15 protein-coding genes are annotated in these 16,587 nt (G+C 47.1%); 8 read left to right on the top strand and 7 right to left on the bottom strand.

The features are described from left to right. Positions 1 to 32 precede the first annotated feature (32 nt). The 4 genes from ACPW7J_RS10885 to ACPW7J_RS10870 form a co-directional block, all read right to left on the bottom strand. Positions 33 to 920 (bottom strand): sensor histidine kinase, encoded by an 888-nt coding sequence (locus ACPW7J_RS10885; RefSeq protein ID WP_424959585.1) that lies wholly within the window; start codon positions 918 to 920, stop codon positions 33 to 35. A gap of 31 nt (positions 921 to 951) precedes the next feature. After that, positions 952 to 1,779 carry an ABC transporter permease subunit gene (locus ACPW7J_RS10880; RefSeq protein ID WP_424959586.1) on the bottom strand — a complete coding sequence of 276 codons (828 nt, stop codon included), beginning with the start codon at positions 1,777 to 1,779 and terminating at the stop codon, positions 952 to 954. After that, positions 1,772 to 2,686, bottom strand: coding sequence for an ATP-binding cassette domain-containing protein (locus tag ACPW7J_RS10875; protein ID WP_424959587.1), 915 nt, complete (start codon positions 2,684 to 2,686; stop codon positions 1,772 to 1,774). The genes ACPW7J_RS10880 and ACPW7J_RS10875 overlap by 8 nt, the downstream gene beginning before the upstream one ends. Before the next feature lie 84 nt (positions 2,687 to 2,770). After that, complete coding sequence (locus tag ACPW7J_RS10870) at positions 2,771 to 3,451, bottom strand: response regulator transcription factor (protein ID WP_161875233.1); 681 nt, start codon at positions 3,449 to 3,451, stop codon at positions 2,771 to 2,773. 133 nt (positions 3,452 to 3,584) lie between these two features. On the opposite strand from ACPW7J_RS10870, the gene ACPW7J_RS10865 reads away from it, so the two are divergent. The 3 genes from ACPW7J_RS10865 (at position 3,585) to ACPW7J_RS10855 (ending at position 7,062) form a co-directional block, all read left to right on the top strand. Then, on the top strand, positions 3,585 to 4,289 hold the full coding sequence (locus tag ACPW7J_RS10865; protein WP_161875232.1) for a DUF554 domain-containing protein: 705 nt from the start codon (positions 3,585 to 3,587) through the stop codon (positions 4,287 to 4,289). A 110-nt stretch (positions 4,290 to 4,399) separates the two neighbouring features. Next, positions 4,400 to 5,791: an argininosuccinate lyase gene (gene argH, locus ACPW7J_RS10860; RefSeq protein ID WP_425755247.1), complete on the top strand. Its 1,392-nt coding sequence runs from the start codon at positions 4,400 to 4,402 to the stop codon at positions 5,789 to 5,791. Between the two features lie 113 nt (positions 5,792 to 5,904). After that, complete coding sequence (locus ACPW7J_RS10855; RefSeq protein ID WP_425755246.1) at positions 5,905 to 7,062, top strand: NAD(P)-dependent malic enzyme; 1,158 nt, start codon at positions 5,905 to 5,907, stop codon at positions 7,060 to 7,062. 504 nt (positions 7,063 to 7,566) lie between these two features. Here the strand turns inward: ACPW7J_RS10855 and ACPW7J_RS10850 are convergent. Continuing rightward, positions 7,567 to 8,178, bottom strand: a complete 612-nt coding sequence (locus ACPW7J_RS10850; RefSeq protein WP_425755245.1) for a TetR/AcrR family transcriptional regulator — start codon at positions 8,176 to 8,178, stop codon at positions 7,567 to 7,569. Between the two features lie 359 nt (positions 8,179 to 8,537). Between ACPW7J_RS10850 and ACPW7J_RS10845 the strand changes: the two genes are divergently transcribed. Genes ACPW7J_RS10845 through speB form a run of 4 tightly spaced genes read left to right on the top strand, consistent with a single transcriptional unit; the run spans position 8,538 to position 14,089 of the window. Next, complete coding sequence (locus ACPW7J_RS10845; protein WP_425755244.1) at positions 8,538 to 10,202, top strand: OPT/YSL family transporter; 1,665 nt, start codon at positions 8,538 to 8,540, stop codon at positions 10,200 to 10,202. Between the two features lie 15 nt (positions 10,203 to 10,217). After that, positions 10,218 to 11,981 (top strand): N-acyl-D-amino-acid deacylase family protein, encoded by a 1,764-nt coding sequence (locus tag ACPW7J_RS10840; RefSeq protein WP_425755243.1) that lies wholly within the window; start codon positions 10,218 to 10,220, stop codon positions 11,979 to 11,981. Position 11,982: 1 nt separating this feature from the next. Beyond that, positions 11,983 to 13,155 carry an aminopeptidase gene (locus tag ACPW7J_RS10835; protein ID WP_425755242.1) on the top strand — a complete coding sequence of 391 codons (1,173 nt, stop codon included), beginning with the start codon at positions 11,983 to 11,985 and terminating at the stop codon, positions 13,153 to 13,155. 1 nt (position 13,156) lies between these two features. Then, positions 13,157 to 14,089, top strand: coding sequence for an agmatinase (gene speB, locus ACPW7J_RS10830; protein WP_425755241.1), 933 nt, complete (start codon positions 13,157 to 13,159; stop codon positions 14,087 to 14,089). 402 nt (positions 14,090 to 14,491) lie between these two features. On the opposite strand, the gene ACPW7J_RS10825 is transcribed toward speB, so the two are convergent. After that, the gene (locus ACPW7J_RS10825) at positions 14,492 to 15,058 is read right to left on the bottom strand and encodes a flavin reductase (protein ID WP_161875222.1); all 567 of its coding nucleotides are present in this window, start codon (positions 15,056 to 15,058) and stop codon (positions 14,492 to 14,494) included. A 126-nt stretch (positions 15,059 to 15,184) separates the two neighbouring features. Between ACPW7J_RS10825 and ACPW7J_RS10820 the strand changes: the two genes are divergently transcribed. After that, on the top strand, positions 15,185 to 15,517 hold the full coding sequence (locus ACPW7J_RS10820) for a winged helix-turn-helix transcriptional regulator (protein WP_425755240.1): 333 nt from the start codon (positions 15,185 to 15,187) through the stop codon (positions 15,515 to 15,517). A 117-nt stretch (positions 15,518 to 15,634) separates the two neighbouring features. On the opposite strand, the gene ACPW7J_RS10815 is transcribed toward ACPW7J_RS10820, so the two are convergent. Then, on the bottom strand, positions 15,635 to 16,540 hold the full coding sequence (locus ACPW7J_RS10815) for a LysR family transcriptional regulator (RefSeq protein WP_425755239.1): 906 nt from the start codon (positions 16,538 to 16,540) through the stop codon (positions 15,635 to 15,637). Between the last annotated feature and the right edge of the window lie 47 nt (positions 16,541 to 16,587).

Here is a 16,587-nt window from a genome sequence, read left to right as displayed (position 1 = left end):
GCTGCGGCCTGCCTTTTCATATACGGAAACACTTAATCATGAAATTGCACTGTGATTTCAATGATCCCGCCTTTCCAAACGGCGCTTATCGTACCGCCCATTTCCTCTGTCAGAGTTTTTGCGATGGACAAGCCGAGGCCGGTGGCTGCTCGTCCTGTTTCTAATGTGTAGAAGCGGTCGAAGAATTTTGCGGCGGCAAGGTTGTCAAGCTTATGGGCATGATTGGAGAAGACGGCGGCGCCGTTTTCTTGTAGGGTGATCTTTAGATCGCCGTCGCTGTATTTGATGGCGTTGCTGATGATATTACCGTATATACGCGACAAAGCCTGCGCGTCCAGCATGCGGAGTACCGGCTTGTCGGGCAAATTGATCTCCGGCTGGATATACCGTTCTTTTAAAGCGGCATAAAAGGCCGAGACACTTTCTGCGAGCGCGTCGGAAAGGTTCACTTCTTCATAAGATAGAGTACCGGCCGTAGATGTGACGATGGAGTAGCGAAACAGTTCCTCTGTGAGACGAGTCATGGTCTGAATTCGGTTTTCTATGACCGATAAATAACGCTGTGTTTCCTGGCTCTGATCCTCATCTTTCAGTAAATCCAGATAACCGTTGATCGCTGTAAGAGGAGTTCTGAGATCGTGAGAAATGTTGGTGACAGCTGTTTTTAACTCATTATCTCCCTGCTGAAAGCGAAGACGCTCCCGGCGCAGCAGACGCAGTTGGACATTGATAGAAGCTGCAAGACCGCGCATAGCTGCGTCACGGCTGGAAATGCTGATAAGCGTATTGGTATCCGTAGTGAGTCTGTTAGAAAAAGCAGCCTGGATTTCCCGTGCGGATTTGCGGAGCAAGTATATTTTTAGACCTAATATGATAATTACGGTCAGCAGACCGGCTATAAGACATAGCGCCAACTCCATAGTTTTGCGTCCTTTCTCGGTTCTATTTCAGCTATTTTAAGTCTTTGCGGCGAAAGACCAGCAGACCGGCCGCCGTAGAGATGACGGTAATCAATCCGGAATACAGCGACAGCATGTTCGGATTTGAAGCGTTCATGCCGGACAGCTGGATTATTTGACCGCCGGGGAGAAAGTCGTACAGAAATTCGTAGATCTTTCGGGACGTCCCTTCAACATAATTGGGATTCTTGGTCATTTCATTCTCAATAACGCCCTGACTGTTGGATAGCGTATAATTCTGCTGGTATTCTGGTTCATCGAGTTTCGCATTGATAAAAGCCCCCGCAAACAGCATCGTAAAGATCAGTAAAAGACAGGCTACAGCTGATGTGGCCTTGCTCTGACACAGCATGACGATGCAGATAAACAGGGCGCCAAGCGCTGTCATCAAAACAAAGGCGCTGACAGTTAAGACTACAATATCGTTGACACTGCTGCGAAAGAAGCCCAGGAGAGGGACTCCTACACAAAGAGCGGTAAGCATAGAGAGCAGGCACATAATAAAGCTGACCGCGATACAGGTTAACAGGTTTGACAAATAGATACGGCTGCGTTTGTGACCAATTATAATTTTGTTTCGCATGGTACCGTCGCTGTATTCTGTACCGGTAAACAGCGCGCAGAATGCAGACAACAGGATGGAAACGAAAAGAACGTAGGCGAAAAAGCCAGTGTCGAGACTGGTCGAATTGCCTTGTAAGCTTTCTTGATAATTCTTTATCTGCATGTACATGCTCATGATGATGAGAAATATCGTACCGGTCCAGAAAAATTTGCTTCGCCAGAGCCGGACGAAGTTGGCAGATAACAGATTACGCATGATGTTCACCTCCTATGAGAGAAACGTAGTAGCTTTCCAGGCTTTCATCGTGTTCGGAAACGGAGAAAATTTCGCAGCCTGATTTTTTTGACACGGAGACCAGTTGGGTAATTGTGACCTCTCCATATACATCCATTTCATGGTCTGACAAAACTTTGTAGTCCAAATGCATGCTGTCCAGAACGGTGGATAGGATTGTGACGTCTGAAACAGAAAGCCGCAGACATTTGCGGCAAGAGCGCTCCAGATCTTCAGCGCTAATTTCCTTGACCATATGTCCGTCATTGATGAAACCATAGTGGGTGGCCAGTCGGGCCAATTCATCCAGAATGTGACTGGAAATCAGTACGGTGATCTGCCGCTCCTGATTCAGCTTTAGGATAAGCTCCCGAATTTCGATGATTCCCTGTGGATCCAGACCATTGACAGGCTCATCCAATACCAGAAAGTCCGGATCTCCTGCTAATGCGATGGCAATTCCCAGCCTTTGACGCATTCCGAGCGAGAAGTTTTTTGCTTTTTTCTTGCCGGTATCCGATAGACCTACCAGCTGCAATAAATCAGAAATGCCATCGAAGGATGGGAGACCTAAAATCCGGTATTGTTCTCGCAGATTTTCTTCAGCGGAAAGCTCCAGATAAATAGAAGGGGTTTCTATGACTGCACCCATGCGCCGGCGAATTTCTCCGATTGCGGAACTGGTACTTTTGTTGCCGTAAAGGCTGTACTCTCCTGCGCTTGCATCCTGCAGTCCGCAGATTAAGCGAATTAATGTTGTTTTTCCCGCGCCGTTTTTCCCGACAAATCCATAGATGGAGCCTTTGGGAACGTGCATGGAAAGATTGTTGAGGGCTTTAAAGTTTCGGTAGTTTTTGCATAGCCCGTTTGTGGTTAAAACATATTCCATGTATATCTATACCTCCTTTTACCGATAGTGTACTGCGGCTTCGTTAAGAAATTGGTAAAGAAGATTGTTAAGAAAGAGTAAAGATTACGCGTTTTCGTTCATCTTGAAGCCGATTCCCCAGACAGATTCGATATAATCCTTGCCTCCGGCATCCTTTAGTTTTTTACGGAGATTGCTGATATGTACTTTTAGAGAGCTTTCTACGCAGTCTGGCGTATCCTGACTGATACCTTCCAAAAGGATTGCCTTTGTCATAACCTGGGAGGGATGCTCCATCAAAAGCTTTAATAAGGCAAATTCTGTTCGTGTAAGGCGAACAGAGTCGGATCCTACAGTGACGGTAAAGGAGGCGGTATGCAAGGAGATATTCTTAAAGGTCAAAGTTTCCAGCTTGGCAGGAAATGCGGGAGCTCTCAGCTGTACTGCGATTCTGGCCAGAAGCTCTTTTGTGTCAAAAGGCTTGGTGACATAGTCTGACGCGCCGGAAAGCAGGAGATTGACTTTGTCATCTGTGCTGATCTTCGCGCTGACTACGATGACAGGAAAGCTCTGAAATTGCAAAAGAATTTCGGATAGAACATCTTCTCCTGAAAGGCCGGGCAGCATCAGATCCAGCAGGGCAAGATCGGGTGTGCGGGCCTTACAGGCATAGAGGGCTTCTGTACCGGAATAAGCGCGCCCTACGCTATACCCATTTTTTTCAAGAAGTTCTTGCAGCATATCGCCGATATAGATGTCATCATCAATAATGAGAATATGTTTCATTTGGTGTACCTCCATATATATGAATATAACGAAAAGCAGGAAGCATTGCAAGAGGAAATCCCAGGGTTATTGCAATTCTGTCTGCAAAGGTGTAGGATGGTAGTGGATAAAATTATACAGGAAGGAACAAAAAATGACGGCAGTAATAGCAGATGTAATCGCCATTCTCATCGGAGGTACTTTGGGATATTTGGCTAAGAAGTTAATTCCGGAAAGCTGGAATGATGTAATAATGAAGGGGTTGGGATTGGCGGATATCTATATCGGCGTTATGGGATTTCTTGAAGGAGGAAATACGATGATCCTCATTGTGGCTATTGTATTCGGCGCTATGATCGGTGAAGGCTTAAAGATAGAACAGAGATTCGACCGGCTGGCTGAAAAGGCTGAAAAGAAATTTGATGGAGACAGCGATAAGTCTGACTTTGCACAGGGCTTCATTACGGCCAGCCTGACTATGTGCGTGGGAGCGATGGTTGTAGTAGGATCGCTAAACGCCGGATTAAAAGGGGATATCGATTTACTGCTTACTAAGACGGCTTTGGATGGATTTGGCGCGCTGATGTTTGCGGCATCCATGGGAATCGGCGTTATATTTGCTGCAGCTCCGGTTTTAATCATAGAGGGTGGAATCGTGCTGCTGGCAGGTGTGCTCGAACCGTTTCTGACCGGAGAGGTGGTCGGCGAGATGACCTGTGTGGGATCTCTTTTGATCGTGGGTTTGGGTCTTAATCTGATGATCGATGGATGTAAATTAAAATTGATGAATTATATGCCGGCAATGTTTCTGCCTATAGTGATTTGCCCGATATACGACTGGATTACAGGGTTAATTTAACAGATTCTGGAAATGATATTGAAAATTTATACAAAAGCATTTGAAATTATACAAAGAAGGAGTATAATGGATAGATGTGAAAGTATAAACGTATGAGGAGGAACGGAAATATGGCAAGTTTATGGGGCGGTAGATTCGAAAAGGAAATGGACGAGCTGGTAAAGCAGTTTAACGCTTCTATCGGTTTTGACAAGCGGACATATAACGAGGACATAGACGGCAGCATTGCCCATGTGACCATGCTGGGAGAGCAAGGTATTGTAGCTAAGGATGAGGCGGATCGCATTATTATGGGCTTGGAGGTGATTCGGGAAAAAATATCTTGCGGAGAAATTATCTTTAACGTGGATGACGAGGACATTCATATGGGGATTGAAAGCAGGCTTATCGCTGAGATTGGAGACGTAGGAAAGAAGCTTCATACGGCGAGAAGCAGAAACGATCAGTGCCAGGTAGATATGCGGATGTATTTGAAAAAGGAGATCAGAGAAATCATTGGCAGGCTGGTGTATTTGGAGTCGGTGATTCTGAAGAAAGCGGAGAAGTATGCTGACATCATTACGGTGGGATTTACACATATTCAGCATGCGCAGCCTATTACCATCGGTTTTATTTTTATGGCTTATTTTCAGATGTTCAGGAGAGATATCGGCCGCCTTATGGACACATATGACAGAATGAACCTTTGTCCTCTGGGCGCGTGCGCTATGGCTGGGACGACGCTCCCGACCAATCGCCATAGAACGGCAGAAATTCTCGGCTTTGCTGGACCGACAGAAAACGCCATGGATAGTGTCAGTGATCGGGACTACAGCTTAGAATTTCTGAGCAATGCATCGATTTCCATGATGCATCTGTCTAGATGGGCAGAGGAGTTCGTATGGTGGAATTCTCAGGAGTTTGGATTTATCAATATCGATGACAGCTATTGTACAGGAAGCAGTATCATGCCCCAAAAGAAGAACCCGGATATGGCGGAACTGCTTCGGGGAAAGGTTGGACGTGTATACGGTGATCTGATGCAGCTTCTGACTGTGATGAAGGGGACGCCGCTGGCGTATAATAAAGATTTTCAGGAGGATAAGGAGGGGCTTTTTGATGCTGTAGACACTTGGAAGGCCAGCATTCAAATCTTTGCCAATATGCTGGAAAAGACAGAGTTCAATATTGAACGGATTGAGCGTTTACTGTCAAAGGGATTTCTTAACGCGACAGACATCGCGGAGCATTTTGCAAAGCAGGGTATTCCGTTCAGAGAAGCCCATGCTATAGTAGGCCGGATGGTCAAAGCCTGTGAGCAAAGAGGGTGTGATTTTGTGGATTTGACAGAGGAGGAATTGCAGACTATTGATGAAAGGGTTGACAAAACCTCGCTGGGAGATATCAGTATAAAGGCCTGCGTCGAGGCAAGAGTTTCTTACGGCGGAACAGCGCCCGTTGAGGTGAGAAGACAGATTGCGGAAGGGAGTTCCTGGCTGGAGAGTTTGGAAGAACTGGAGTAAGTACGTGGCGAGGAAAAGGGTATGTATTGAAAAATGGGTGAAATAATCTTATAATATATCTTTAGAAAGAAAATACCGTATAGGATGAAAATAAAAAGGAAAGGAAAACTGAAATGGATAAAAAGGAATTTGCCTTAAAGAAGCACGAGGAGTGGAGAGGCAAGCTCTCTATTGAAACGAAAGCGCCGATTACAAATAAGGAGGAGCTAGCTGTGGCGTATACGCCGGGAGTCGCAGAGCCTTGTCTGGAAATTCAGAAGGATGAGAGACTGGCGTATAAATATACCGGTAAAGGTAATACTGTTGCTGTTATTACAGACGGAACTGCAGTGTTGGGCTTAGGGGATATCGGACCGTCTGCCGGTATGCCGGTAATGGAAGGAAAATGTGCGTTATTCAAGACTTTCGCGGATATTGACGCGATTCCGATCTGTATTGATTCTAAAGATCCGCAGGTTATCATAGAAACCGTATATAATATTTCCAAGAGCTTCGGCGGCATCAATTTGGAGGACATCAGCGCGCCGAGATGTTTCGAGATAGAACGGGCCTTGATTGAGAAATGTGATATTCCTGTGTTTCACGATGATCAGCACGGCACGGCTATCATTACATGCGCCGGACTTCTTAACGCGGTGAAGGTCACCGGAAAGAAAATGGGCGAGCTGAAGATCGTTATCAGCGGAGCGGGCTCTGCGGGTATTTCCATTGCCAAGATGATCCTGCGCCTTGGATTTGGACAGGTTATTCTCTGCGGAAGCAAAGGTACTATTTATGACGGCGCGCCGTATAATAATCCAGAGCAACAGAAAATGGCCCAGGTCACTAATAAGGAATGTATTGCCGGTTCTTTGGCTGACGCTATGAAGGGAGCGGATATTCTCATCGGCGTATCTAAACCGGGTATCGTAACACAGGACATGATTCGTTCTATGGCCAAAGACCCTATTGTCTTCGTCATGAGCAATCCTGTGCCTGAGATCATGCCGGATCTGGCTAGGGAAGCAGGCGCTGCGGTGGTTGGAACCGGCCGGAGCGATTTCCCAAATCAGGTGAACAATGTTATCGCTTTCCCGGGAATTTTCCGTGGAGCATTGGACGCTAGAGCGTCAAAGATAACAGAGGAAATGAAGGAGGCGGCGGCAAGAGCCATTGCTGGTGTAATTCCTGAAGAAGAATTATCCGCAGATTATGTGCTGCCGGATCCATTTAACCCTCTTATTGTAGAACGCATTGCCGCTGCAGTTATGAAAGAAGCGGAGAACGCATAATCGATCTAGAATGTATTAGCTTTGTTGATAAAAGCCTTTGAAAGGATATTGATCTTTGATCTGACCCCCAAAAGTTAGACATAAATCTAACGATTGGAGGTCAGTTTTGTTTTGGCGAAATACAGTTTTGAATTTAAAAAGCATGCAGTTCAATCATATCTGAATAGCGAAGGAAGTTATGCCTTTCTTGCCAAGAGATTTGGCATGCCCCGGACAGGGATATCAGAAAGTGGGTTAATACCTATAAGGTTTTTGGCACTGAGTGTAGGCATTTCCAATCCGGTTACTATTACTAAATGGGTAAATGATTTCCGAATAGCTGGTCCTGATGCTTTGAGAACAAAGAATAAAGGAGAAACTAGGATGGATGAGTCTTGTCCAATACGGGCTCAGTCTCTTGGCTGCATAAAATTAGCGAGGCAGCCAAAACTGTCTCGCTAATAAAAGTCTAACTTTTAGGAGATCACCTCAGATTTCTGTGCTTTCCGAAGGTTTTTTGTTTTTCTAGCGAATTTCGCCTTCTATGCCGTCTTTATACAAGCCGAAAAAGAAAAGTTCTGTCATTTTCCACAGAATATCTGTGTCGTTGCTGACGTCGATACCTCTGCTGAGGCAGTATTGGTAGGCGATGTATTCCAGAGAGGAATATAGGTATGCCGCGACATCTTTGTCCAGTGCATCCCGCAGATAACCCCGCGCCTGATCCTTTTGCAGGTAAGCGTTGATTCGCGGTGTATAGTCGTCGCCTGCAGCGTCTTTAAAGATTAGATTATGAAACAAGGCAGGCGTATCGGAAATGATTTCTAAAAGCGCTTCGCCTGTAGGCGTAAAGTGTTTGCTTGCCAGAATTTCTTTACCGGCATAGTCGAAACAGGTGTCGGATTCGGGCTGGGAAGCAGGGGCGCTTTTGTGCTGATTGAACAGGTACATGAACAGGTCGTTTTTATCGTAAAAGTACTTGTAAATGCTGCCGATGGCAATATCTGCCTTTTCAGCAATACGGTTGACGCTGCTCTTTTTATAATTGTCTTTATACGCGAGAAATTCTCCTTCTGCCGCGTCTAAGATTTTCTGTTGTTTTTCCGGCGGCAGTTTAAAAAATAAGTCCTTTGGCATCGTATGTTCTCCTTTGACGGGAAATCCCGTGTTTTTGTTGTATCACATTTTTTGTGCGGACGCAAGGGGGAAAAGTCTGAAATGGGTTGTGTTTCCGAAAGAATCAGTATAAAATAAAGAAAAGACATTTGAGGTGAAGGATGGATCTTTGGGAAAATACCGGAATAAAGATGTGTGTGATAGAGCAAACCGACTTCGGCATGGAAGAAATTTCTTTCGTGCTGAATTTTTTTGCATGTTTTTATCGATGAAAGTAAAAAAACAGTTGACACCGCCATAGGAATGGGTGTATAAAAATAGTGAGCCGACTCACTATAATAGAATTTGAATCCTATAATAAAACAATTTGGAGGATTGTCATGAAAAAAGACATGCAAACGCCGAGTCTTGCAGGCAGTGGACGAGAGTTCAGCTTCCGAGCGATTTTCTTCGGTATTTTAATTGGATTGATGCTGATGGCATTAATGATGTATTTAGATGCGGTGCTGGGACTTGACACGGATGTGGCAGTCGTTGCATCCATGATCGGTGTGATTTTAATTCCACTGTTCGGCGGACCGACAAACAAGAGAGAAGTTAACATGATGCAGACTTGCGCGACAGCGACAACTTTTGCAGCCTATTCGCTGACGGGCAACGTAGTGCCTTTGCTTATGATGGGAGAGGAACTGCGCATTCTGCCGACCTTTGCGATACTGCTGCTTGCGGACGTGATGGGGATCTGTTTCGTATCCATTCTGCGGGATCAGTTTGTATACGATGAAAACCTGCCGTTTCCGGGCGCGGTCATGTGCACCACTGCCATGGAACAAATTGACACGGAGGATAAATCCTCTACAAAGATTTTGGCCGGTGCAGTGGTCGTAGGACTGATTGTTTCTTTTCTGCAGAATATGGACTATATCCCCTGGATGGTCAGCTTTACTTCCTGGCTGCCTGTCAAAGGAATGAGTTTGGAAATGCTGATTATGCCGATGACCCTGGGTATGGGTTACGTACTGGGCGCGAAGATTGCCCTCTGCATGCTGGCAGCAAATCTGCTGGTGTGTCTGGTAGAAGGACCTATCGGAACCAGTCAGGGCTGGTTTGCCAATCCGGCGGAAGACTATTTTGCCGGCATTCAGGATTTCAACCTGCCGATTGCAGTAGGAACAGCGCTCTTTGCGGCTTTGATTCCGATTTGCAGACAGTGGCGAACGTTTGCGGGCGCTTTTAATTTCAAAAAGGGTGCCGCACAGGAAACCGATCGGGATTATTCGATGAAATCCGTCTTGCTGATTCTGCTTGCAGCGACAGTTGCACTGACTGCGTTTTGTAATCTTTACTACGGAATTAGTATCATACATCTGCTCATTTGCATTGTCATCAGTCTGCTCTTTGCGATGATTGCAGTTCGCGTATATGCAGAATCGGGCTTAAGCGCAGGACTCGCGCTGAACATCACCATGATTGTGATCGCTTATTTATTGACCAAAAATGCAGTATTCTCTATGCTGATTGCTTTTATGAACTTCAACATGTTCATTCTGGCGCAGGATACCATGTACGATTTAAAAATCGGTCAGATGGTAAAGGCTTCTCCGAAGAAGCAGATCAGGGCGCAGTTGATCGGCGTTTTCTTCGGCTGTCTGGCAGGAACCTTCCTTTTTGCGGGAATTATCAAGGTCTTCGGTCTGGACGGCGAACTGTTTACTTTCCCCTTTGGCAACATGTATTATTCCGTTATTTCGGGTATTTCGGAAGGCGGTGCAACCAGTTTGTTTAACCCGATGCGTTTTGTTATGGGTGCGGGATTTGGTACACTGCTCAGCTTTGCAGGACTTCCTGCGGGCGGAATTGCCCTGGCGTTGTATTTGGCGCCGAAGACCATCATGGGCATTGCTTTGGGCGGAATCATTCGCTGGATTATCGAAAAAACCAAAGGCGACGCACTGGCGGAGAAGATGGACAATGCGGCGACCGGCCTTGTCATCGGCGATGCGGTAGTGTGTGTGATTATGGTAATTATGTCGCTTGCGGCATAAGCAAAGGGGGACGCTATGTTTGATGTACTGATTGAAAACGGACTGGTCTGTGACGGTACGGGAAAGCCTTTCTACATGGCAGACATCGGCATCACGGGAGATCAGATTACATATATTGGAAACCACCAGGCGGCAGGTGATAGAAATACGCCTGCTGCCAAAAAAGTTATCGACGCAGCAGGTAAAGTGGTGACGCCGGGATTTATCGATCCTCATACCCATGTGGATCTGTCGGTGCTTTCCGCGCCGGAAATGGAACCCTATCTGAAACAGGGTGTGACCACAGTGGTTACGGGAAACTGCGGCTATAGTGTCGCGCCCCAGGGGAAAGAAACCCTGTACTATGCGGAACGGGATCTGGCATTTCTGGAGGAAGCCGGCGCGGCTGATGAGGATATGAATCCGCTCATCTTTGAAAAGGAAAAAGGTGCCAGGGCGCTGAAAGAGAGGCTGGGCGTCGATCTGGACTGGAAGACCTTTTCTGAGTTTGCGGAAAAGTGTGGCAAGCTGCCGCTGGGCTGCAATATGGCGCCTCTTGCAGGTCACAGCGCCATCAGGACTGCGGTGATGGGCGTCGACTGCCAAAGGGCGGCAACGGAAGAAGAAATCTGTGCCATGGAGCAGGAAGTGCAGCTTGCTATGGAAGCGGGCGTCTTTGGAATGTCCACAGGCAGAGATCCGATTTATCTGCCGGGACCTTTTGCGGAGGATAAGGAAATCACAAGACTTCTTCGCAGGGTTTCAGCGTATGACGGCATTTTTGCAAGCCATACTTATAACTATGACGGAAGCGGCGTTGCTGACCGCATGGGTGGCTACGCGGAAATGTTCAGGCAGGCAGATGGTCTGCCGCTGAAAGTTCATGTTTCTCATGTTCACGTCATGGGCATGGCGGAAAACCCTGCACAGGCAGTGCAGGCAGCCCAGAAAACGCTGGATTATTTTGCCAAGATGCGTGGGGACGGGCTGAATCTGACCTATGATGTGATACCGGACCCTGCCTGTGCAGATTTTACCCAGGTGTCCTTTGGGTACTATATCAAACCCCTTGTGAAACTGGCTGGCACTAGAGCGCGCCTCGCGGAGATGCTGAAAGAGCCGGCTTTTCGGGAAACAGTGCATGCTATGATTGCCGATGGACAGCTTCCGGCGCTGGATGCTTGTGGGGAAACCTGCTGGCTGCCGGAGTTCAGCATTTTAAAACATAAGAATCCGGCATATCAAGGGCGCGGAATCCCGGATATTGCGGAAGAAATGGGACTGGAAATGGCAGACGCCATGATGCACTTGTTTGCGGAAGATCCAAATATGGCGGCGGATCTGGTTGCGCCGGATTTCGGGGAAGCAGTGGATCTTCTGTGCATGGACGCGTGCGCGATGCCGTGCTCTGACGGCAGCAGCTATGCGAAGGAAACCAATCTGACCGGGGATGCAGAAATGCCGCTGTACCCAAACAGCATGAATATCAGTTATATTCCAAGGTATCTGAATAGATACGGCGCGGGGGATGACCGCGCTTTTGCAGAAGCGGTGCGAAAAGCCAGCGGCTTTGTGGCGGAGCGCTTTGCGATAAAGGGCAGAGGCGTGATTCGTGAGGGAAACTTTGCGGATCTGGTGATTTTAGACCGAGGCAAACTGCACAGTTTTGATGAGGATGCAAATCCGCTGCAGGACCCGCTGGGCATCGACTATGTGCTGGTCAACGGGCAGATGGCTGTGGAAAAGGGGCGTTTTGCCGGCGGCGGCGCGGGCAGAGTGCTTCGGAAAGGAGCGTATTGAAATGGATGCAAGAATTGAGAAACTATCCCGGCAGCTTACGGAATATGCGTGCAGCCTGCAGGCGGGAGAAAAAGTCCTGATTGAATATGAAGGGAAAGAAACCCTGCCGCTGGTGCAGCAGGTGATTCGAGATGCGTACCGGCTGGGCGCAGTGCCTTTTGTGGAAGAAAAAGCGGGCAGAGTGCTGCGGGAGATTTTGCTGGGCGCAAAGGAGGAACAGCTGGCGCTGCAGTGCGAGGTGGAACTTGCCCGTATGAAAGAAATGGACGCTTATATCAGTATTCGTGGCGGCGACAATATTGCGGAGCTTTCTGATGTGCCTACGGAGCAGTTGCAACTTTATGATAAAATGCTGCAGCCGGTGCTGGACCAGCGTGTCAATGAGACAAAGTGGGTAATTCTTCGCTATCCGACGCCGTCCATGGCGCAGCTTGCAGGAAAGAGCCTGACAGCCTTTGAAGATTTTTATTTTCAGGTCTGCAATATGGACTACTGGCGGATGAGCCTGGCGATGGATGCGCTGGTGGAACTCATGAATCGGACGGAAAGCGTGCGGATGATCGGACCGGGCACGGATTTGTCCTTTTCTATCGCGGGCATTCCTGCAGTCAAATGCGATGGAAAGATGAACATTCCCGACGGCGAGGTTTACACAGCGCCGGTGCGGGAGACGGTAAACGGCGTGATTACCTATAACGCCGCCAGTGAGATGCAGGGTTTTGTCTATGAAAATGTGCGCTTTGAAATTGAGAAAGGGCGGATTGTCCATGCGACGGCAAACGATACGGCGCGCATCAATGCGCTCCTTGATGCCGATGAGGGCGCGCGGTACTTCGGAGAGTTCGCCATCGGGGTAAACCCTTTCGTTCTTGAACCGATGAAAGATATTCTCTTTGATGAAAAAATCTGCGGCAGTATCCACCTGACGCCGGGCATGGCGTATGAAGACGCGGATAACGGAAATCGCTCTGCGGTGCACTGGGATTTGGTTTTGATTCAAAGACCAGAATACGGCGGCGGAGAGATTTGGTTCGACGATAGGTTGATTCGAAAGGACGGATTGTTTGTAGTGGAAGAACTGTTGCCACTGAATCCGGACAGACTGATGAAAGAAGAAGGTGTAATTGGTATAGAGAGAGCCCTGGCAGGGTCAAAGCAGAAAGGGAGTGAATAACATGCAAGTAAAAAATGAATTTGCAAAGGGAAAAGGTGCTTGGTGCGGGCTGAACCGCCTGGAACTCAAAGAAGATCAGGCTGACGTGGTGGTTTTCGGAATTCCCTATGACGGCGGCGTCAGTTATAGAGGCGGCGCAGCAGAAGCGCCGCAGATGCTGCGCGCCAATACCCTGCATTCTACGCCATGTACGGAACGACTGGAATGGTTCGACACCCTGCAGGTGGTCGACGGCGGAGACTTTGAAGGCAGCGACCGAGAAGCAATTTTTGCGGAAGTGCAAAGCTATGTGGCGGAATTGGTACGCAAAGGTGTTCGTTTTACTATGGTCGGCGGCGATCACTCGGTGACCATTCCGGTGGAGCGGGGCATCAATGATGCAGTCAATGATGAATTCGGCATTATTCATATTGACGCCCATATGGATTTGTGCGAAGCGCTGGAGGGTGATCCCCTTTCCCATGGCAGTACGGAACGGCGAGCGCTGGAGCTGGAACATGTGAAATCGCTGGAAAATCTGTACTTTATCGGGATTCGATCCATTGAACCGGACGAATTTGAGTTGTACAAAGAAGGCAATGTGCAGGTGAAGACGGCATACGACTGCTACCGCGAAGGTATCGAGGCAGTTGCGGCAGACTGCATAGAAAAAATGAAAAAGTTTAAGCAGGTGTATCTAACTTTTGATATCGACGCCCTGGACCCCGCTTATGCGGCGGGTACCGGTACGCCTCAGTTTGGAGGACTGACTTCCCGCATGGCGCTGACCTTGCTGGAAAAGCTGTTCAGAAGTCTTCCTATTATTGGCTTTGATGTGGTGGAAATCGCACCGGCGCTGGATCCGTCTCTTGCCGCGATGTTCGCGGGGCGCAAGCTGATTACGGAAGGCTGGGGATATTGGGCGGCGGAGCTCGGTAAGCTGGAACGTAAATGAATTGAAATATGCCAGGGGCTGCGCGTATGAACGGAAAATAACTGTTAGGGCACAGCCACCTTTTTTCATGTTAAATTTGTAGACTGGATTGAAGTTGTGCAGCTCACGCAGAATCAGCTTGATTTGCACAACTTTTAGGCTTTCTGGGATGACGAAGTTGTGCAGATAACCGTAAATAAGAATTACTTTGCACAACTTCCTAGTGTTGATTCGATATGAAGTTGTGCAGTTGCCCCTGAATAAGGTTGATCTGCAAAACTTTAATAATTTCAGGGACAGCCTGCGAAGACGAAACGATTACTGGAAAATACTTTCTCCACCTACTTTTTTCATGAATCAAGATGGAGCTGCGTACTAATAATGGTTTTCTGTTCATGCAGACAACCCTATTTAAGTAGGTTCTTATTGTTTAAGTGCGAGTCCATCTTTAAACGCTTCGCCGACTCTTTCAGTGACCTTGTAATAGCCGTGGGTATAAGGATCAAAGGCGATGGCGTTGACCAGAGACATATCTAGTTTGCCGTCAACCAGAACCTTTTCGTCTGCCGTGACATTTACGACTTTGCCGATCACGCCGCAGCCGTATTCGTTGTTCTGATATTCAACAAATTCACATTCCAGACAGAGTGGGAATTCGTTGATCACTGGCGCGTCTACGGTTTCTGCTTTGCTTGCGGTAAGACCGCTGTTTTCAAATTTGTTTGAAACCTGATTGCCGGAGACAACGCCAAAATAATCTGCTTCTACAACATGTGCAGCATCAGCGATGCTTACGGTAAAAGCATCTTTCTCTTTGATATTTTTTACGGTTTTATGTCCTTCTGACAGAACCAGCGCTACATGGCCGCGTTCCTGCATGGTGCCCCAGGCAGCATTCATGACATTGACACTGCCATCCGCGTTATAAGTAGCTACCATTAAGACTGGCATTGGGAAAATACCCTCTGTGATATTCAATTTTTTTCTCATGATTGTACCCTCATTTCTAATATGGAATTGACGAGGCTAGCGCCTGTAGATATAATTATAGGAGTAAATTAAAAAAATACAAGTACTGATTTTTATGAAAGGTACTATTAAAAAGGAAAGTATAAAATGATCAAAAATTATATCGAAAAAGCAAATTTTGAGGATACGGGATTCAGTTATACGCTGTCACTGATTTCTGGCAAGCACAAGATGGTAATTCTTTATTGCCTGATGGAATTTGAGGTGGTCAGGTTCAATGAACTAAAACGATATCTGAAACATATATCGGACAAGACCCTCAGCAGCAATCTCAAAGAACTGGAGCGCGACAGGTTGATTATCCGAACGGAGTATCCGCAGATTCCGCCGAAAGTAGAGTATCGGCTAAGCGACCGGGGAAAGTCTTTGATGGCTGTACTTGACGCGCTGTGCCTTTGGGGAGAAGAAAACAGAGAATAAAAATGAACCCAAAGACGATTGCCGTCATAGAATTGGCAGAAGTGTCGAGCATGATGTTTGAAGAAAGTGGAGAAGGAGAAAGGGTTGGTTTATTGTTGTAGTAAATTCTTTCGGTATTTAAGGTCGCACTTTCGGAAAACACTTTTTTATGTAGGTGCAGAAGGGATGGCCAGCAAGTTTTTGATTGTTTTCCGGATATAGCAGATACAGGGTAATCGGTTGGTAGGTCTGTTGCGGCAGATAGCGTAGATGAGCGAATTTTTCCTGCATCTTGAGTCCGCTTTCACGTGTGGTAAAAGAAACATAGCCTGCCGAAGAAATGAGCAGCGCCTGCATTTGTACATTATCGGTATAGGCAAAGGGTGTGGGCAGGGTTAGATTGCGGGCGGCGAAGCCTGCTTTTAAGGATTCATAGGAATTCGTCAGACCGAATTTTTCGCAAATTAAATGATAGTTTACGATGTCGGCCCGCTCGACAGACTGCTTGTCTGCGAGGGGGTCGTCTTTGTGTACCAGGACACCCAGTTCTTCTTCTAACAATGGAATTTTGCAAAGTGATGGGGGAATATCACTTTTTTCACAGCGCAGAAACGCGAAATGGTAAGTGCCGTCCTGCAGCCCGGATAGAAGCTGTGTTTCGCCTGCAGTGGAGATGTTGACCTGAAAATCGTGGTGAACTGAGAGAAAATCCATGATCAGAGATGGAATTTGCGTATAACCTGATTGCATAAACAGCCCGACGGAAATATTTGCGGGCATATCATCTTTATAGGTGCGCATGGCAGTGTGGAGCCGCTCCCATGCATGCATGACTTCTTCGGCGTGAGAAAAGAAGGCAAAGCCTGCATCGGTTAGCGTGACTGTCCTGTTAGAGCGGCTGAACAGTTTTAGCCCCAGCTCCTTTTCCAGCTTTGAAATTTTTTGCGATAGCGCCGACTGGCTGATATAAAATGCTTCGGCGCTTTTTGTAAAACTCTTTTCTTCTGCCAGTTTCAGAAAATATTGCAGATCACGGATATCCATAAGAAAGATCCTTTCATCATTAGTATAACTTATAGAATCATTATAAA

It is taken from the genome of Ihubacter sp. rT4E-8, from assembly GCF_049852125.1.
Classification (GTDB): domain Bacteria; phylum Bacillota; class Clostridia; order Peptostreptococcales; family Anaerovoracaceae; genus Senimuribacter.
Note: the sequence above shows the minus strand (reverse complement) of the source record. Positions and strands in the feature narration are given on the sequence as shown.

Excerpts from the sequence above, each read along its gene's own strand:
- ACPW7J_RS10835 (WP_425755242.1), top strand. The coding sequence starts at position 11,983 with ATGGATGCAAGAATTGAGAAACTATCCCGGCAGCTTACGGAATATGCG.
- ACPW7J_RS10885 (WP_424959585.1), bottom strand. The coding sequence starts at position 920 with ATGGAGTTGGCGCTATGTCTTATAGCCGGTCTGCTGACCGTAATTATC.
- ACPW7J_RS10865 (WP_161875232.1), top strand. The coding sequence starts at position 3,585 with ATGACGGCAGTAATAGCAGATGTAATCGCCATTCTCATCGGAGGTACT.
- ACPW7J_RS10815 (WP_425755239.1), bottom strand. The coding sequence starts at position 16,540 with ATGGATATCCGTGATCTGCAATATTTTCTGAAACTGGCAGAAGAAAAG.
- ACPW7J_RS10855 (WP_425755246.1), top strand. The coding sequence starts at position 5,905 with ATGGATAAAAAGGAATTTGCCTTAAAGAAGCACGAGGAGTGGAGAGGC.
- ACPW7J_RS10870 (WP_161875233.1), bottom strand. The coding sequence starts at position 3,451 with ATGAAACATATTCTCATTATTGATGATGACATCTATATCGGCGATATG.
- ACPW7J_RS10880 (WP_424959586.1), bottom strand. The coding sequence starts at position 1,779 with ATGCGTAATCTGTTATCTGCCAACTTCGTCCGGCTCTGGCGAAGCAAA.
- argH (WP_425755247.1), top strand. The coding sequence starts at position 4,400 with ATGGCAAGTTTATGGGGCGGTAGATTCGAAAAGGAAATGGACGAGCTG.
- ACPW7J_RS10850 (WP_425755245.1), bottom strand. The coding sequence starts at position 8,178 with ATGCCAAAGGACTTATTTTTTAAACTGCCGCCGGAAAAACAACAGAAA.
- ACPW7J_RS10875 (WP_424959587.1), bottom strand. The coding sequence starts at position 2,686 with ATGGAATATGTTTTAACCACAAACGGGCTATGCAAAAACTACCGAAAC.
- ACPW7J_RS10825 (WP_161875222.1), bottom strand. The coding sequence starts at position 15,058 with ATGAGAAAAAAATTGAATATCACAGAGGGTATTTTCCCAATGCCAGTC.
- ACPW7J_RS10845 (WP_425755244.1), top strand. The coding sequence starts at position 8,538 with ATGAAAAAAGACATGCAAACGCCGAGTCTTGCAGGCAGTGGACGAGAG.
- speB (WP_425755241.1), top strand. The coding sequence starts at position 13,157 with ATGCAAGTAAAAAATGAATTTGCAAAGGGAAAAGGTGCTTGGTGCGGG.
- ACPW7J_RS10840 (WP_425755243.1), top strand. The coding sequence starts at position 10,218 with ATGTTTGATGTACTGATTGAAAACGGACTGGTCTGTGACGGTACGGGA.
- ACPW7J_RS10820 (WP_425755240.1), top strand. The coding sequence starts at position 15,185 with ATGATCAAAAATTATATCGAAAAAGCAAATTTTGAGGATACGGGATTC.